Genomic DNA, 16,782 nt, shown 5'->3' with positions numbered 1-16,782 from the left:
TGTCGTGCCCTTGCTCAGCTGGTCCGGTCGATCGCCATGTACAGGGCGGCCCCATCAGGCGTGTCGATCGGGCCGATCCGGCGGAAGCCCGCCTTCTCATAGGCACGGATGGCGGCGGCGTTGTTCGGCGCCGGGTCGATCTGCACCCGCGCCGTCTCCGGCAGCGCCAGCAGCCGGCGCAGCACCAGCTGGATCAGGCGGGTGCCCATGCCGCGGCCGATCACGTCGGTCTCGCCCAGGAACATGTCGAGGCCCAGGGTCTCGCGCGGCAGGGTGTGGCCGGCCCAGAACGGGTCGGAATTGGCGTGGTAGATCTGGAGGTAGCCGATCGGCCGGCTGCCCTCGCGTGCCAGGAAGGGCGCGACATTGGCCGAGGCCATGTGGGCGGCGATGCGGGTCAGCCCCTCCTCGGGGTCGCCCCACCAGCGCGCGACATGCGGCAGCTTCAGCCAGCGGGCGATGATCGGCAGGTCCTCGATGCGGAGCGCGGTGAAGCCGATCGACGGGTCGAGCGCATCGGCGATGCGCTCATCCGCCAGCTTGAGCGCGACGGGGGAGGGGCCCGCCGCGGGAAGAGGGGGATCCTCGCTCATGCCGCGCACCGGGGCGCGGTGCGGAGGCCGGCGAGCCGCTCCCGGCAATGGCCGCCCCAGGTCTGGTCGGACAGGCCGTGGCGGGGAAGGGTGAGGTACATGGATCGCTGTCGGGGCTGCGAACGGGTCCCCCGACCTGTACCCGATTGCGGCGGGGCGATCAAAGGGCCCTTTGACCGCCAGATCAGATGTCGTAGGGCAGGTCCTCGTCCTTCTGGTTCAGGAACACCAGGACAATGCCGGCGATGGTCAGGAAGATGTGGGCGCTGGGCTGGCCGTTCCACTCGTGCGACTGCCACATCGCGAACCATTCGCCGCCGATCGCGATGAAGCCGAAGGCGTAGAGCCCGAAGCCCATGCCGACCCCGGCCATGGCGGTCGACTTGGCGCGGCTGAAGACGGCGGCCGGGGCGTCCCAGCGGCCGGCCATGCGGATGGCGCCGATCCAGCAGACCAGGGCGGTCGCCACCTGCCAGGCGATGATCAGCCCGTAGGCGAGGTGGTCGGCCCAGGAAACGTCGATCGCCCGCCACATCAGGGCGGGCGATCGGAAGGTGGTGTCCATCGCCAGCACGTGCTGGACGAAGGCGAAGTTGGAGCCGTAATCGGTCAGGTTGCCGATCGCGACCAGGGTGAAGAACAGCGCGACCCCGGCCGTCGCCAGGATCTTGAGGATCCTGGCGGTTGTCACGTCAGGCCTGGGCCATCGCCGGTTCGCGGCCCAGATCGGCCATCGGGTGGCGTTCGGCCCGCTGCAGGGCCTGGCCCTGGGCATCGAACAGGTGGCAGGTCTCGGCCGCGAAGGTGATCGAGACCTGGTCGTTGGTCTTGACCCGGCTGTCGCCCTCGGTCTGCACCGTCATCATGCCGGCGTCGGTCTTGAGGTAGAGGAAGGTCTCGCCGCCCAGGCGCTCGACCACGAAGACCTGGCCGGGGAAGGCCGGGCCGGTGGCGCCGCCGAGGGCCACGGACATGTGCTCCGGCCGGATGCCGAGGGTGACCTTGTCGCCGGACTTGGCGCGGCCCTGCTGCACCGGCACGGTGACCGACCCGCCGCCCGGCAGGTTGACCGTCGCGGTGGCGCCGTCGGCCGCGGTGACCGTGGTCTCGATGAAGTTCATCTTCGGGCTGCCGATGAAGCCGGCGACGAACAGGTTGTCCGGGTGGTGGTACAGCTCGAGCGGCGAGCCGACCTGCTCGATCCGCCCGGCGCTCAGCACCACGATCTTGTCGGCCAGCGTCATGGCCTCGACCTGATCATGGGTGACGTAGATCATGGTCGCGTTCAGGTCGTTGTGCAGCCGCGCGATCTCGATCCGCATCTGCACGCGCAGCGCCGCGTCGAGGTTCGACAGCGGCTCGTCGAACAGGAAGACCTTCGGGTTGCGCACGATGGCGCGGCCGATGGCCACGCGCTGGCGCTGGCCGCCCGACAGTTCCTTCGGCTTGCGCTTCAGCAGCGGCTCGAGCTGCAGCACCTTGGCGGCATCGCCGACCTTGCGCTCGACCTCGGCCTTGTTGGTCTTGGCGAGCTTCAGGCCGAAGGCCATGTTCTCGTAGACCGTCATGTGGGGGTAGAGCGCGTAGCTCTGGAACACCATGGCGATGCCGCGCTCGGCCGGGGGCAGGTCGTTGACCTTCTGCCCGTCGATCGCGAGGTCGCCGGAGGAGATGTCCTCCAGGCCGGCGATCAGCCGAAGCAGGGTCGACTTGCCGCAGCCGGACGGGCCGACGAAGACGACGAATTCATGGTCGCGGATGTCGAGATCGACGCCTTTGATGATCTCGATGTCACCAAACGACTTCCGAATGCCACGGAGCGTAACGCCAGCCATGTTTCCTCCACTGCGCAAACTTTGCCGCACCATAAAGAGCGATCGCGGCGGAGGCCAGCATTTTGGAACAGTCGGCGCCAAATCGTATGATGTTTGAACGATTGTGATCCGGAAACCGCATCGGCCGGCGGCCCGCATCCGCCTGCAGACCTGCCCGCGCGATCGATTGACACGAGCCCGGCCTATCCTGTTAATCCGCCCGCCCCAACGGAGCCGCCCAGGCATGTCGAGCCGCGATTGCACCACAGCCTTCGACCCGACCGCCACGACCGGCGCCGCAGGGTGACGTCTCCATCGAAGGATTGCGCCCGCCTGCGCACGGGCCCCCGCGCATGAAGCGCCAGGCCATCAAGCTCGCCACGGCGCTGGTCGGCCTCGCCGGGCTGCTCGGCATCATCGGGCTGATCGTGTCGCAGGATGCTTCGGCGCTGCTGAACCTACTGCTCGGCGCCAGCGGCGGCATCCTGCTGGTGGTCGCCGCCCATATCCTGCCGATGATGTGCTCGGCGCTGGGCTGGCGCGCGGCGATGCGGCCGCTGTGGTCGGCCGGCTTCGGCACCTTCCTGTGGGCCCGGCTGGTCCGCGAATCCGCCAATGCGGTCCTGCCCGTGGCCCAGGTCGGCGGCGACGTGCTGGGCGCCCGCGTGCTGGCGCTGCACGGCGCCCGCACGGTGCAGGCCGGGGCGGGGATGCTGGTCGACCTCACCCTCGAATTCCTGACCCAGATCCTGTTCTTCGCCATCGGCCTGTCGGTGCTGGTGCTGATCGGCGGCGGCGACATGGTGCGGCTGGGCGGGCTCGGCCTGGCCGTCGCCATCCTGACCGGGATCGCCTTCGTGCTGGCGCAGCGCTGGGGGATGTTCCGGCTGTTCGAGCGGCTTCTGGGCCGGATCGCGCAGCAGTTCGACTGGCCGGCACTCGGGTCGCTGTCCGGGCTGCACGACACCGTGATCAGCATCTACCGCGACCGGCGGGCGATGGCCGAGGCGGCGGCCGGGCACCTGGCGTCCTGGCTGCTGGGCGCCGGCGAGGTCTGGCTGACCCTGCACGTGCTGGGCGCCGACATCGGCTTCGCCGAGGCGCTGGTGATGGAAAGCCTGGGCCAGGCGGTGCGCACCGCCGCCTTCCTGATTCCCGGCGCGCTCGGCGTGCAGGACGGCGCCTTCCTGGCGCTCGGCGTGATGTTCGGCCTGCCGCCGGAGATCGGGCTGTCGGTGTCGCTGGTCAAGCGTATCCGCGAACTGGTGCTGCATGCGCCGGCGCTGCTGATCTGGTATCTCCTCGAAGGCCGGCGCCTGCTGCGGACGCCGGAGGACGCACGCGGCGGACAGGCATGAGCTCGATCTACACCCAGCCCCACACCTCCTGGACCCACCGGCTGACCCGGATCATGGTCCGGCCCCTGATCGGCACCCGGGTGACGCCGAACCACCTGACCACCGGCCGGCTGGTCACCGGCCTGGCGAGCTGCGCCGCCTTCGCCGTCGGCGATGCCAGCTGGACGGTCTGGGGCGGGGTGATCTGGCTGCTGTCCTGCCTGCTCGACCGGGCGGATGGCGAGCTGGCGCGGCTGGGCGGCCTGTCGTCGCCCTTCGGCCACATCTACGACTACTACTGCGACATCACGGTCAACGCGCTCTTGTTCCTGTGCATCGGCATCGGGCTGCGCACCAGCGGGCTGGGCTGGGTCGCGCCGCTGCTCGGCGTGCTGGCCAGCGCCGGCGTGCTGGCGGCGTCGATCCTGTCGCAACGGCTGGAGAGCGCGGGGGCGGTCGAGACCAAGGCCTATGTCGGCATCCTCGGCTTCGACTTCGACGACACGCTGTACCTGTTCGCGCCTGCGGCCTGGTTCGGGCTGTTCCCCTATATCCTGGTCGGGGCGGCCATCGGCGGGCCGGTGTTCGGCATCCTGACCGCCCTGCGGCTGCGCGCCGCGCGGGCAGGATAGAGCGCCTATTGACACTCATTCGCAATATCATCTACATCCAGCGGAGAGACCTCGGAGCCGCCGGCGCATGTACATTTGCATCTGCAACGCCCTGAACGACACCCAGATCCGCTGCGCCGTCGATTCCGGCGCCCGCAGCGCCGGTCAGGTCTATGCCGGGCTGGGCTGCGCCCCGCGCTGCGGCAAGTGCATCACCGCGATCCGCCAGATGGTGAACGAAGCCAACCGCGAGCAGGACGACGTGCCGGTGCTGCTCGCCGCCGAATAACCGTCCGGCTCCCCCTGTACGACACTGCGCCGCGGTGCTAGCCAGCCTCCCGACACCAGCTTGAACGGGAGGGCGGAATGGCCGAGACCAGGCGCATCATCATCGACACCGATCCGGGCCAGGACGACGCCATCGCCATCCTGCTGGCGATGGGTTCGCCGGAGCTCGAGATCGCCGGCCTCACCACCGTCGCCGGCAATGTGCCGCTGGATCTCACCACCGCCAACGCGCTGAAGCTGTGCGAGCTGGCCGGCCGCACCGACATCCCGGTGGTCGCCGGTTCGATCCGCCCGCTGGTGCGGCCGCTGGTCACCGCCGAGGCGGTGCACGGCAAGACCGGGCTGGACGGCTCCGGCCTGCCCGACCCGACCACCAGGCCGGTCCCGGGCCATGCGGTCGACTGGATCATCGACACCATCATGGCGGCGCCAGAGGGCACCTACACGCTGTGCCCGCTCGGCCCCCTGACCAACATCGCCTCGGCCCTGGTGCGCGAACCCAGGATCGCGCCGCGGATCCGCGAGATCGTGTTCATGGGCGGCGGCTTCTTCGAGGGCGGCAACACCACGCCGGCGGCCGAGTTCAACATCTATGTCGACCCGCACGCCGCCCATGTGGTGATGACCAGCGGCATCAAGCTGACCATGGTGCCGCTCGACGTCACTCACAAGGCGCTGACGACCAGGGCATGGCTGGACAGGGTGGCGGCGCTGGGCACGCCGGCGGCCAAGAGCGTGGTCGGCATGCTGGACTTCTTCGAGCGCTTCGACATGGACCGCTACGGCATGACCGGCGCGCCGCTGCACGACCCCTGCGTCATCGCCTATCTGCTGAAGCCGGAGCTGTTCGGCGGCCGTGACTGCCATGTCGCGATCGAGCTGTCGGGCGAGCACACGCTTGGGATGACCGTGGTCGATTGGTGGGGCATGGCCGGGAAATGGGGTGGCACCGACCGGCCGAAGAACTGCCGGGTGCTGCGCGACATCGATGCCGCCGGCTTCTTCGAGCTGATCTACCAGGCGCTGCAGCGGCTTTAAGACACCTTCGTCATCCCCGCGAAAGCGGGGATCTCGCGACGCTTTGACCGGATAGAGATTCCCGCTTTCGCGGGAATGACGTCTGAGGAAATGGCGGCCATGACGACCCTGGAAAGCGTCTTCACCATCGAGGCGGCGCCGCTGAAGTTCGGTGCCGGCGCGGTCGAGGAGTTGGGCTGGGACCTGAAGCGCCTGGGCGTCGCCCGGGTGCTGCTGGTCGTCGACCCGGCGCTGCACGAATTCGGCCTGGTCGACCGGGTCGCCGGCATCATCGAGCGCGCCGGCATCGGCACCGTCCGGTTCGAGGACATCGCGGTGGAGCCGACGCTCGAGTCGCTGTCGCGCGCCGCTGATTTCGCAGCCACGGCCGATGTCGACGGCTTCGTCGCGCTGGGCGGCGGGTCGACCATCGACACCGCCAAGGTCGCCAACCTGATCAAGCGCCACGGCGGCGCGATCATGGATTATGTCAACGCGCCGATCGGCGGCGGCCGCAAGCCGACGGGGCCGCTGTTCCCGCTGATCGCGGTGCCGACCACCTCCGGCTCGGGGTCGGAGGCGACGACGGTCGCCATCCTCGACATCCCCGACCTCAAGCTGAAGACCGGCATCTCGCACCGGCATATCCGGCCGACCCTGGCCGTGGTCGACCCGGAGCTGGCGCGGACGACGCCGGCCGGCGTCACCGCCTCGGCCGGGCTCGACGTGGTCTGCCACGCCGTCGAATCCTACATCTCGAAGCCCTTCGACGCGCGGCCGCGGCCGGCCTCGCCCGACGACCGGCCGCCCTACCAGGGCAGCAACCCCGTCGCCGACATCTGGTCGCTCAAGGCGATCGAGTTCGGCGGCCGCTTCCTGGCCCGCGCCGTGGCCGACGGCGACGATCTCGAGGCCCGCGGCACGATGATGCTGGGCGCCACCATGGCCGGGATCGGCTTCGGCACCGCCGGAGTGCACATCCCGCACGCCTGCGCCTATCCGATCGCCGGGCTGAAGCACGTCTTCCATGCCGCCGGCTACAGCCGCGACCACGCCTTCGTGCCGCATGGCTATTCGGTGATCGTGACCTCGCCGGCGGCGTTCCGCTTCACCTATGACGCGGCGCCGGAGAAGCACATCCAGGCGGCTGAACTATTGACCGGTCGATCGGTCAATGATCCGGGGCCGGACAGCCTGCCGCAAGCGCTGATCACGCTGATGCGGCAGGTCGGCGCCCCCAGCGGCATCGCCGCGCTGGGCTATGCCGAGGCGGACATCCCGGCGCTGGTCGACGGCGCGCTGAAGCAGCAGCGCCTGCTGGTCGGCGCGCCCAGGCCGGTCGGCCGCGGCGACCTGGAACGGATCCTGCAGGCCTCGATGGCGAACTGGTAGCGCATCCCAACACCAACTGGGACCTCCGCCGGTCAAGCCGGGTTCTCCAGGCTGAACTGGCCGCTCTCGCCATCATAGGCGAACAGCTCGGCGTAGCGGCCCCAGGAGATCGCGGCGCGAAGAGTCTCCTCCGCCCGGTCCTCGGACATGAAATCCTCGAGTTCCTCGGAGAAGCGCAGCCGCGGCGCGCGGTGGCTCGGCCGCTCGTCCAGCACCCGCCGGATCAGCGCCGCGATCGGCACATGCGCCAGCGCATGGGCGGCGAACAGCCGCTTGCGCTGGTCGACGTCGGACTCGACGAACAGCCGGCCGTGCTCGGTCAGGTGGATGTCGCCGTCCGCCAGCTCGGCGAAGCGCAGCAGCTGCAGCGCCTCGGCGATCGGGAACAGCTCGTCCGCCTCCATCTGCAGCGTCGCCGCCAGGTCCGGCAGGTCGGCCCGGCCGGCATAGGGCGGCGCGGCCAGCGCCTCCATCAGCCCCGACATCAGGTTGGTCGAGACATGCGGCAGCTCCATGCCGATGCCGGTGCCGGGGAAGCCCGCCTTCGGCTCGGCCTTGCCGCCGGGGCTGCGGTTGGTCATCCGGGCGTAGATGTCGTCGACCATCTGCCGGAACACCGGGTCCAGGCGGTTGCGCGGGTGCGGCAGGTCGATGCGGATCTCCGCCGCCACCCGGCCGGGGTTGGAGGAGAAGATCAGGACGCGGTCGCACATCAGGATCGCCTCCTCGATGTTGTGGGTCACCATCAGGATCGACTTGATCGGCAGCCGGCCCTCCATCCACAGCTCGATCAGGTCGGTGCGCAGCGTCTCCGCCGTCAGCACGTCGAGCGCCGAGAACGGCTCGTCCATCAGCATCAGCCGGGGATGCACCACCAAGGCGCGGGCGAAGCCGACGCGCTGGCGCATGCCGCCCGACAGCTCCTTCGGATATGCGCTCTCGAATCCGTCCAGGCCGATCAGGTCGATCGCCTCCAGCGCCCGCCGCCGCCGTTCCGCGGTGGCGATGCCCTGGGCCTCCAGCCCGATCTCGACATTCTCCAGCACGGTCAGCCAGGGGAACAGCGCGAAGCTCTGGAACACCATCGACAGGCCCTCGGAGGGGCCGGAGATGGGGCGGCCGCACCAGGTCACGGCGCCGGCGGTCGGCGGCACCAGGCCGGCGATGATGCGCAGCAGCGAGGACTTGCCCGAGCCGGAGCGGCCGAGCAGCCCGACGATCTCGCCCTCGCGGATGGTCATCGACACGTCGTCGAGCACCAGCAGGTCGTTGTCGCCCTTGTGATAGGCCTGCCGGACGCCGGCGATGTCGACCAGGACCGGATTGTCGTTCGCAGCCGGGCGCGGGAGGGTGGTGGTGTCGTACATGATCTTTCCTCAGTCCAGGCGCAGCCGGCGGGCGGCGAAGGTGAAGAGCGGCCGCCACAGCAGCCGGTTGAACAGCGAGACGAAGACCGACATGACGGCGATGCCGAGCACGATGCGCGGATAGTCCGCCGCCGCCGTGGCCTGGGCGATGTAGGCGCCGAGGCCGTGCGCGGTCAGGGTGGTGTCGCCCCAGCTCGCCACCTCGGCGACGATGCTGGCGTTCCACGACCCGCCGCTGGCGGTGATCGCCCCGGTCACGTAGTAGGGGAAGATCCCGGGCAGGATGATCTTGCGCCACCACTTCCAGCCGCGGATGCGGAAGCTGGACGCCGCCTCGCGCAGGTCGGTCGGGAAGGCGCTGGCCCCGGCGATGACGTTGAACAGGATGTACCACTGGGTGCCCAGCACCATCAGCGGCGCCAGCCAGACGTCGGGGTTCAGGCCCAGCCGCACGATCGCCACCACTGCGAAGGGGAAGGCGATGTTGGCGGGGAAGGCGGCCAGGAACTGCGCCAGCGGCTGCACCCGCTCGGCGACCCGCGGGCGCAGGCCGATCCAGACCCCGATCGGCACCCAGACCACCGTTGCCAGCGCGATCAGCACCACGACGCGGATCAGGGTGAAGCAGCCCAGCAGCACCGCCTCGCCGGCATCGGCCCAGCTCAGCTCGGTGGCGACGAAGCCGACGATCTGCCACAGGGCATAGGCGATCGCCGCCAGCACCACCGCGGCGAAGGCGCCGTCGGCCCAGCGGCTGGACCACATCCGGGCGACCGCGCCGCCGCGGCCGTCGCCGGCCGGGATGAAGGCGAAGCGCCGCCGCGACACGGTGCGGATCACCGCGCCGACCGGGGCCAGGGCGATCTGGAACAGCCGGGTGCGCTGCACCAGGGTCAGCAGCCAGGACCGCGGCACAGTGGTGCCGGCCGACTGCTCGAAGCGGAACTTCTCGGCCCAGGCCACCAGCGGCCGGAACAGAAACTGGTCATAGGCCAGGATCACGGCGCCCATCACCAGCACCGCCCAGCCGACGGCGGCCAGGTCGCGCTGGTCGATCGCCCGGGCGACGTAGGAGCCGACGCCGGGCAGGGTGATGGTGGTGTCGCCGACCGAGATCGCCTCCGACGCCACCACGAAGAACCAGCCGCCGGACATCGACATCATGGTGTTCCACACCAGCCCGGGCATGGCGAAGGGCACCTCCAGCCGCCAGAAGCGCTGCCAGGCGGACAGGCGGAAGCTGCGGCTGGCCTCGTCCAGGTCGCGCGGCACGGTCTTCAGCGACTGGTAGAAGCTGAAGGTCATGTTCCAGGCCTGGGAGGTGAAGATGGCGAACACCGCGGCGCATTCCACGCCCACCACCTGGCCCGGGAACAGGGCCATGAAGCCGACCACGGTGAAGGACAGGAAGCCCAGCACCGGCACCGACTGCAGGATGTCCAGGAGCGGGATCAGCACCATCTCGGCCCGCCGGCTCTTGGCCGCCGCGGTGGCGTAGACGAAGGTGAAGACCAGCGAGGCGACGATCGCCGCCAGCATGCGCAGGGTGGTGCGCAGGGCGTAGTCGGGCAGCGCCAGCGGGTCGAGCGAGATCGGCGTCTGCTGGACGCTGGCCAGCGGCGCCAGGGTCGCGCGGCCGCCATGGGCGACCAGCACGATGGCGCCGAAGACGAGGGAAAAGGCCACCAGGTCCCAGAGGTTGGGCAGGAAGCGGGGCCGCTCCGCCGCGAGGGCGGGGTGGTGCAGGGTCATGGTCTTCGTCCGATGGGCAGGCAGTCGCAGTCACCGCGCCTCCCAGGGGGACGCGCGGCGCGGAACGTCCGGCTCTAAGCCGGCGTCAGACTGGCCTTCGGTCGTCGCCTTCCAAGGAGACGCGCCGATAGCTGGGACGAAGATCGAATGGCAGGTGGTTCATGGTTCACCTCGCACCGGCGCGGCCTGGCCGCGCGACGAGGGGAACCGGATCCCCGGAGGGTCAGGCTCGCAGCGTCGGCGCCGGCAAAGTCGCGCTAGGTCGACTGGGCGTGCTCATGGGAGCGGCGGATCCTTGATTGCGTCGGCGGCTGGCCCCGACACCGGCGATATCGACCCGCGCAGCGAAGCGGTCAAGGCCTTTTGGCCCTGTGACCAATTTGTAAGGTTCAGGCCAGGACGATCAGGCCGCGGCGCCGTCCAGCCGCTTGAGGAATCGCAGCAGCGCGGCCTCGCCACGGCGGCCGTCGGGATCGTCGCCCGGCGGCCAGCGCAGGGTGGTGGCGAGGCGCCCGTCGAGATAGGCGCCGACCACCCCGGGATGGACATAGCAGGCCCGGCACACCGCCGGCGTGTTGCCCAGCTGCACCGCCACCTGCTCGATGCAGCGCACCACCGCGGCCTTGGTCGGCGCCGCCTCCGGGTCGGGGTCGGCGGACAGCAGCTGGGCGGCCAGCAGCGTCCCGGCCCAGGTGCGGAAATCCTTGGCGGTGAAGTCCTCGCCGGCGATCTCGCGCAGGTACTGGTTCACCTCGTCCGACCCGACCGCCTGGCGCTCGCCGGCATCGTCGACGTACTGGAACAGGCGGTGGCCCGGCAGGTCCTGGCACGACCGGACGATGCGCGCGATGCGGCGGTCGTGGAAGGCCGACCGGTGCAGCACGCCGCTCTTGGCCTTGAACTCGAAGCGGATGGCGCCGCCCTCGACATCGACATGGCGCTTGCGCAGCGTGGTCAGGCCGAAGCTCTTGTTGGTCCTGGCGTATTCGTCGTTGCCGATGCGGATCAGCGTGGCCTCCAGCAGCCGCACGATCGCCGCCAGCACCTTGGCCCGGGTCAGGCCGCGCTCGGCCAGGTCGGCGTCGACGCGCTTGCGGATGCGGGGCAGGGCGCGGCCGAAGGCGACCATGCGGCCGTATTTGGTCTCCGCCCGCGCCTCCTTCCAACGCGGGTGGTAGCGGTACTGCTTGCGCCCGCGCTGGTCGCGCCCGGTGGCCTGGATGTGGCCGCGCGGATCCGGGCAGATCCAGACATCGGTGTAGGCCGGCGGGATGGCGAGGCTGGCGATGCGCTTCAGCACCTTCGGGTCGCGCAATACCGTGCCGTCGGGCAGGCGGTAGGCGAAGCCCTTGCCGGCGCGGCGGCGGCGGATGCCGGGATCGGCGTCGCTGACATAGCGCAGGCCGTTCGCCTGCGCTTCCTCAGGTGGGGTCGGATCGGGCGATGCGGCGGCGTCGGCCATGCTGGACAGGGCGATCCTTGCCGGAAAGGGGGCGGGAAGGGCGCTGGAGCAACGGCGCCGTCGCCGCTATGGTTCCGGTCCCCATCGCAACCGACTGCAGCCCGTGACCGACCCGATCCGCATCCTTGTCGACGCCGACGCCTGCCCGGTGAAGGCGGAGATCTACCGCGTCGCCGAGCGCTACGGCCTGCCGGTCTTCGTCGTCACCAATGGCGGGGTGATGGTGCCGCGCGACCCGCTCATCCAGTTGGTGATCGTCGGCGACGGCTTCGACGCGGCCGACGACTGGATCGCCGAGCGCTGCGGGCCGGCGGACATCGTCGTCACCGCCGACATCCAGCTGGCCGATCGCTGCCTGAAATCGGGGTCGACCGTGATCGGCAACACCGGCCGGCCCTTCACCAAGGAATCGATCGGCATGGCGCTGGCCAGCCGGGCGCTGATGGCCGACCTGCGCGCCATGGGCACAGTCGGCGGCGGCAACAAGCCGATGGTGGCCAAGGACAAATCGACTTTCCTCTCGGCGCTCGATGCCGCCGTGGTCCGCCTGCGCCGCGCCCCGCCGCCCCGGGGCGCGCCGGCCGCCTGAGCGGCGCCGGGCCATCCCTGGCCGCTCGTCCAGCGGAACGGCGCTTGTCCAGAATACCGGACATCGGATCGTGCCGCCGCGTTGACGCTGGGCCGGCGCTGCCGCCATCCTTCCACAAAAGAGCCAGGGCCCGGGCAGCAGCCACGGGCCCGGACCCTGGGAGGAACGCGTGCAAATCGGCTTCAACCTCCTGGTGATCGGGGGGGCCATCGGGCCCGCCGACCATCGGGTGCTCGAATCCCTCAAGCGCCACGGCTATGACGGCGTCGAGGTGCCGGTCATGGGTGGCACCGCCGCCGATTGCGCCGCGCTCGGCAGGGTGCTCGACGATCTCGGCCTGGCCCGCACCTTCACCACCGTGATCCCCGATCCGGACAGCAGCCCGATGAGCGCGGACCCCGCGATCCGGGCCCGGGCGCGCGACCGGCTGGCCTGGGCGGTCGATTGCGGCCACGCCCTCGGCGCCACCGTGATGGGCGGCCCGTACCATTCGCCGCTCGGCGTGTTCTCGGGTTCCGGCCCGACCGAGGACGAACTGGCGAATCTGGCAGAGGCACTGCACTGGGCCGCCGGCCGCGCCCAGGGGGCCGGGATCCATCTGTCGATCGAGGCGGTCAACCGCTTCGAATGCTACGCCCTGAACACCATGGCGCAGGCGGAAGCCCTGCGCGCCTGGGTCGGGCACCCGAGTTTCGGCTTCATGTACGATACCTTCCACGCCAACATCGAAGAGCGCGACCCAATCGGGGTCATCGGCGCCCATGCCGCGGGCATCACCCACATCCACATTTCGGAGAATGACCGCGGCATCCCGGGCCGCGGGCACATCCCGTTCCCGGCGATCCTCCGCGCCATCCGCGCCACCGGCTATGATGGCTGGCTGACGGTCGAGGCCTTCGGCCGGTCGCTGCCGGACCTGGCCGCGGCCACCCGGATCTGGCGCGACATGTTCCCCGACCTCGACACGCTGTTCGCGGAGTCCATCGCCCTGATCCGGCGAGAGTGGGAGGCCGCGGCATGAGCGCCACCGCCCCCCGCTTCGAGATGCGCGGCATCTGCAAGGCCTTCCCCGGCGTGGTCGCGCTCGACGGCGTCGCCTTCGCCTGCCGCGCCGGCGAGATCCACGCCCTGTGCGGCGAGAACGGCGCTGGCAAGTCGACGCTGATCAAGGTGTTGGGTGGCGTCCACGCCCCCGACGCCGGCGAGATCCTGATCGATGGCGCACCGGTGCGCTTTCCGCATCCCGCCGCCGCCCGCGCCGCCGGCATCAGCATCATCCACCAGGAGCTGAGTCTGCTGCCCGACCGCACGGTGGCGGAGAACATCCATCTCGGCATCGAGCCGGTGCGGCGCTTCCGGCTGGACCGGGCGGCGATGCGCGACGGCGCCCGCGCCCTGCTGTCCCGCCTGTCCTCCGGCATCGACCCGGAGACGCCGGCCCGCGACCTGACCATCGCCGAGCAGCAGACGGTGGAGATCGCCAAGGCCCTGGCGATCGACGCCCGCATCCTGGTGATGGACGAGCCGACCGCGGCGCTGGACGACGTCGAGGCGGCGCGGCTGCTGGCCCTGATCCGCGGCCTCAAGGCCACCGGCGTCGCCGTGGTCTACATCTCGCACCGGATGCCGGAGGTGTTCGCCATCGCCGACACCGTCACCGTGCTGAAGGATGGCCGCCACGTCGCCACCCGGCCGCGGGCCGAGACGCATTCGGACGAGGTGGTGCGGCTGATGGTCGGGCGGCCGCTCAGCGACTATTTCCCGCCGCGGCCCAGCGATCCGCCCGGCGACCCCGTGCTGCGGGTCGAGGCCTGCGGCAACGCCACGGTGTCCGGCATCGACCTGACGGTGCGGCGCGGCGAGATCGTCGCCATCGCCGGGCTGGAAGGGTCGGGCAAGACCGCGCTGGCCCGCGCCGTGGTCGGGGCCGATCCGTTCCTGTCCGGCCGGATGTGGATCGCGGAGCGGGAGACCAGGCCGGGATCGGCCCGGGCGGGGGTCGCGCACGGGCTCGGCCTCGTCCCCGACGACCGCAAGCGCGACGGGTTGGCGCTGATGCAGTCGGTGCGCGACAACGGCCTGTTGGCCCGGCGCGGCCTGGCCGGGCTGCTGGCCTGGCCGAAGGGCAAGTCGGTCGGGGCCGCGGCGATCGACGGGCTGCTGCAGGCGGTCGATGTCCGCGCCAGCAGCTGGGACCAGGAGACCCGGCTGCTGTCGGGCGGCAACCAGCAGAAGGCGATCCTGGCGCGCTGGCTGGCCTGCGACCCGGAGTTGCTGGTCTTCGCCGAACCGACCCGCGGCGTCGACGTCGCCGCCAAGGCGGCGATCTACCGGCTGATGCGCGGCTTCACCGGCCGCGGCAAGGGCATCCTGGTCTCGACCTCGGACCTGCCGGAGGCGCTGGGCCTGGCCGACCGCATCCTGGTGATGCGCGGCGGGCGGATCGTGGGCGAACGGCCGGCCGGCGCGACCGAGGAGGAGATCATGGCGCTGGCCACCGGCCACCGGTCGGATGCCGCCCCGATCCAGGCGGGTGCGGCATGAGCGCGACCGTCGCCGCCGGGCGGCCACGGCGCGCCGAGCTGCCGGTGCCGCTGATCCTGATCGCCGGGTCCGCGATCGCCTTCGCCGTCACCGCGCTGGCCACCGGCCAGACCGCCCAGCTGTCGCCCGACGGCGTCATCGCGGTGCTGGAACGGGTGGTGGCGCTCGGCTTCGTGGCGCTGGGCCAGACCTTCGTCATCCTGGCCCGGTCGATCGACCTGTCGGTCGCCAACCTGGTCAGCGTCGCCGCGGTGATGGCGTCCTGGATGATGCAGGGCGACCCGGCGATGATGCTGCCGGCGGTGGCCGCGGTGCTGGCCATCTCGGCCCTGGTCGGGGTGGTGAACGGCCTGCTGGTGACGCGGCTCGAGATCAACCCGCTGATCGCCACGCTCGGCGTCGGGCTGATCCTGCAGGGGCTGCTCAGCGCCTCGTTCCAGAACTTCGCCGGGTCGGTGCCGGAAAGCTTCCAGGTGCTCGCCTATGGCCAGGTCGGGCCGGTGCCCTATCCGGTGATCGGGCTGTTCGTGCTGACCGCCGCCGCCGCCTTCGTGCTGCGCTCGACCCGGTTCGGCGCGCATCTCTACGCCACCGGCGGCAACCCGGACGGCGCCCGCCTGGCCGGCATCCGCACCCACCGGGTGACGCTGGGCGCGCATATCATCTGCAGTCTCGGCGCCGGGCTGACCGGACTGTACCTCGCCAGCCGTCTGCGCTCGGGTGCGCCCTGGGTCGGGCGCGACGGCGTCTACGACCTCGAATCCATCGCCGTGGTGGTGATCGGCGGCACCATCCTGGCCGGTGGCCGCGGCGGGGTCTGGGGTACCCTGGCCGGCGTCATCCTGTTCGGCACGCTCGATGCGGTGTTCACCATGATCGGCATCGACGCCTTCGTGAAGCAGGTGCTGCGCGGCGCCATCGTCATCGCCGCGGTCGCGGTCTACGCCTATCGCAGCCGGGGGCATGTGGCATGATCGAGACCACCGAACCGCGGCCCCCTGCGCAAGCCTTGGCCGCCCCAGCCCTTGCCGGCCGCCCCCCCGCCGCGCTGTCGCTGCTGCGCCGCCTCGGCGCCGTCCGGCCGGCCTATTGGGTGCTGATCCTGCTGCTGGTGGCGATCACGGTGGCCAGCCCGGCCTTCCTAGAGCCCAACGGCTACATGAACTTCCTGCGCCGGGCGGCGCCGCTGGTCATCCTCGCCGCCGGGCAGCTCTTCGTCATCGTGGTCGGCGGCTTCGACCTCTCGGTCGGGTCGCTGATCACCCTGGTGGTGATGGCCGCGTCGCTGCTGATCCAGGGCGACCCGGCCCAGACCTGGTGGGTGATCGGCCTGCTCTACGCCATCGGCCTCGCCGTCGGCCTGGTCAACGGGCTGGTGGTGTCCTGGCTCAAGGTGCCGTCGATCATCGCCACGCTCGGCGCGCTGCTGTCGCTGAAGGGCATCGCCCTGGCCTGGTCCGGCGGGTCGCCGCAGGGCTACCTGCCCGACAATTTCCGCGATTTCGGCCGGCTGACCTGGCGCGGCATCCCCGGCATCGACCTGCTGCCGCTGGCCGTCATCGTCATGATCGTGACCGTCGCGATCCTGTGGTGGCTGATGCACGGCACCGTGCTGGGCCGGCTGCTGCTGGCGGTGGGCGACAACCCGCGGGCGGCGGAGCTGGCGGGCATCCGTGTCCGCCTGGTGCGCACCATCGCCTTCGTGGTCTCGGCCCTGTCGGCGGTGACGGCGGGCATCCTGCTCGGCGGCTTCGCCGGGGTCTCGACCAATGTCGGCGACGGCTACGAGCTGCAGGCGATCGCCGCGATCGTCATCGGCGGCGCCCAGCTGCTCGGCGGCCGCGGCACCGTGCCCGGCACGGTGGCCGGGGCGCTCAGCCTGTCCGCCCTGTTCACTTTGCTCAACCTGATCGGCCTGCCCAAGCCGCTGCGCGACGCGGCCCAGGGGCTGATCCTGATCGGCGCCGTCGGCTGGAGCGTCTGGCGCCGCCGAAGGGGAGGTGCGTAGCTCCGGCA

The 16,782-nt window shown here is 70.7% G+C and carries 16 protein-coding genes; 10 read left to right on the top strand and 6 right to left on the bottom strand.

The features are described 5' to 3' along the window. Positions 1–14 precede the first annotated feature (14 nt). The 3 genes from E9232_RS06350 to E9232_RS06340 form a co-directional block, all read right to left on the bottom strand. Complete coding sequence (locus tag E9232_RS06350; protein ID WP_309792789.1) at positions 15–593, bottom strand: GNAT family N-acetyltransferase; 579 nt, start codon at positions 591–593, stop codon at positions 15–17. Positions 594–777: 184 nt separating this feature from the next. Then, positions 778–1,284, bottom strand: coding sequence for a DUF2165 family protein (locus tag E9232_RS06345; protein ID WP_309792788.1), 507 nt, complete (start codon positions 1,282–1,284; stop codon positions 778–780). A 1-nt stretch (position 1,285) separates the two neighbouring features. Next, positions 1,286–2,428 (bottom strand): ABC transporter ATP-binding protein, encoded by a 1,143-nt coding sequence (locus tag E9232_RS06340; protein WP_309792787.1) that lies wholly within the window; start codon positions 2,426–2,428, stop codon positions 1,286–1,288. Between the two features lie 332 nt (positions 2,429–2,760). Here E9232_RS06340 and E9232_RS06335 point away from each other — a divergent pair, with 332 nt between their 5' ends. The 5 genes from E9232_RS06335 to E9232_RS06315 all read left to right on the top strand — a co-directional run bounded on the left by E9232_RS06335 (position 2,761) and on the right by E9232_RS06315 (position 7,052). Continuing rightward, the gene (locus E9232_RS06335) at positions 2,761–3,765 is read left to right on the top strand and encodes a lysylphosphatidylglycerol synthase domain-containing protein (protein ID WP_309792786.1); all 1,005 of its coding nucleotides are present in this window, start codon (positions 2,761–2,763) and stop codon (positions 3,763–3,765) included. Then, positions 3,762–4,376, top strand: a complete 615-nt coding sequence (locus E9232_RS06330; protein WP_309792785.1) for a CDP-alcohol phosphatidyltransferase family protein — start codon at positions 3,762–3,764, stop codon at positions 4,374–4,376. The genes E9232_RS06335 and E9232_RS06330 overlap by 4 nt, the downstream gene beginning before the upstream one ends. A gap of 67 nt (positions 4,377–4,443) precedes the next feature. Next, positions 4,444–4,644 (top strand): (2Fe-2S)-binding protein, encoded by a 201-nt coding sequence (locus tag E9232_RS06325; protein ID WP_309792784.1) that lies wholly within the window; start codon positions 4,444–4,446, stop codon positions 4,642–4,644. 77 nt (positions 4,645–4,721) lie between these two features. Continuing rightward, the gene (locus E9232_RS06320) at positions 4,722–5,681 is read left to right on the top strand and encodes a nucleoside hydrolase (RefSeq protein ID WP_309792783.1); all 960 of its coding nucleotides are present in this window, start codon (positions 4,722–4,724) and stop codon (positions 5,679–5,681) included. A gap of 99 nt (positions 5,682–5,780) precedes the next feature. Beyond that, the gene (locus E9232_RS06315; protein WP_309792781.1) at positions 5,781–7,052 is read left to right on the top strand and encodes a hydroxyacid-oxoacid transhydrogenase; all 1,272 of its coding nucleotides are present in this window, start codon (positions 5,781–5,783) and stop codon (positions 7,050–7,052) included. Positions 7,053–7,084: 32 nt separating this feature from the next. Here E9232_RS06315 and E9232_RS06310 read toward each other — a convergent pair whose 3' ends face one another. The 3 genes from E9232_RS06310 to E9232_RS06300 form a co-directional block, all read right to left on the bottom strand. After that, positions 7,085–8,419, bottom strand: coding sequence for an ABC transporter ATP-binding protein (locus E9232_RS06310; RefSeq protein WP_309792779.1), 1,335 nt, complete (start codon positions 8,417–8,419; stop codon positions 7,085–7,087). A gap of 9 nt (positions 8,420–8,428) precedes the next feature. Then, complete coding sequence (locus tag E9232_RS06305; RefSeq protein WP_309792778.1) at positions 8,429–10,171, bottom strand: ABC transporter permease; 1,743 nt, start codon at positions 10,169–10,171, stop codon at positions 8,429–8,431. Positions 10,172–10,574: 403 nt separating this feature from the next. After that, positions 10,575–11,633 carry a DNA topoisomerase IB gene (locus E9232_RS06300; RefSeq protein ID WP_309792777.1) on the bottom strand — a complete coding sequence of 353 codons (1,059 nt, stop codon included), beginning with the start codon at positions 11,631–11,633 and terminating at the stop codon, positions 10,575–10,577. A gap of 115 nt (positions 11,634–11,748) precedes the next feature. Here E9232_RS06300 and E9232_RS06295 point away from each other — a divergent pair, with 115 nt between their 5' ends. From E9232_RS06295 to E9232_RS06275, 5 genes are all read left to right on the top strand, one after another. Next, positions 11,749–12,222, top strand: coding sequence for a YaiI/YqxD family protein (locus E9232_RS06295; protein WP_445351982.1), 474 nt, complete (start codon positions 11,749–11,751; stop codon positions 12,220–12,222). A gap of 169 nt (positions 12,223–12,391) precedes the next feature. Further along, complete coding sequence (locus tag E9232_RS06290) at positions 12,392–13,243, top strand: sugar phosphate isomerase/epimerase family protein (RefSeq protein ID WP_309792775.1); 852 nt, start codon at positions 12,392–12,394, stop codon at positions 13,241–13,243. Next, a complete protein-coding gene (locus E9232_RS06285; protein WP_309792774.1) occupies positions 13,240–14,766 on the top strand; it encodes a sugar ABC transporter ATP-binding protein in 1,527 nt (508 codons plus the stop codon). The genes E9232_RS06290 and E9232_RS06285 overlap by 4 nt, the downstream gene beginning before the upstream one ends. Next, complete coding sequence (locus E9232_RS06280; RefSeq protein ID WP_309792773.1) at positions 14,763–15,740, top strand: ABC transporter permease; 978 nt, start codon at positions 14,763–14,765, stop codon at positions 15,738–15,740. Before E9232_RS06285 ends, E9232_RS06280 begins: the two co-directional genes overlap by 4 nt. Continuing rightward, entirely contained in the window at positions 15,737–16,774 is a 1,038-nt protein-coding gene (locus E9232_RS06275; protein ID WP_309792772.1) for an ABC transporter permease, read from the top strand. The genes E9232_RS06280 and E9232_RS06275 overlap by 4 nt, the downstream gene beginning before the upstream one ends. The last annotated feature ends 8 nt before the right edge of the window (positions 16,775–16,782 follow it).

This window comes from Inquilinus ginsengisoli (assembly GCF_031453975.1).
In the GTDB taxonomy this organism is placed as follows: Bacteria; Pseudomonadota; Alphaproteobacteria; order DSM-16000; family Inquilinaceae; genus Inquilinus; species Inquilinus ginsengisoli_A.
This window is presented reverse-complemented; position numbering and strand designations above follow the sequence as displayed.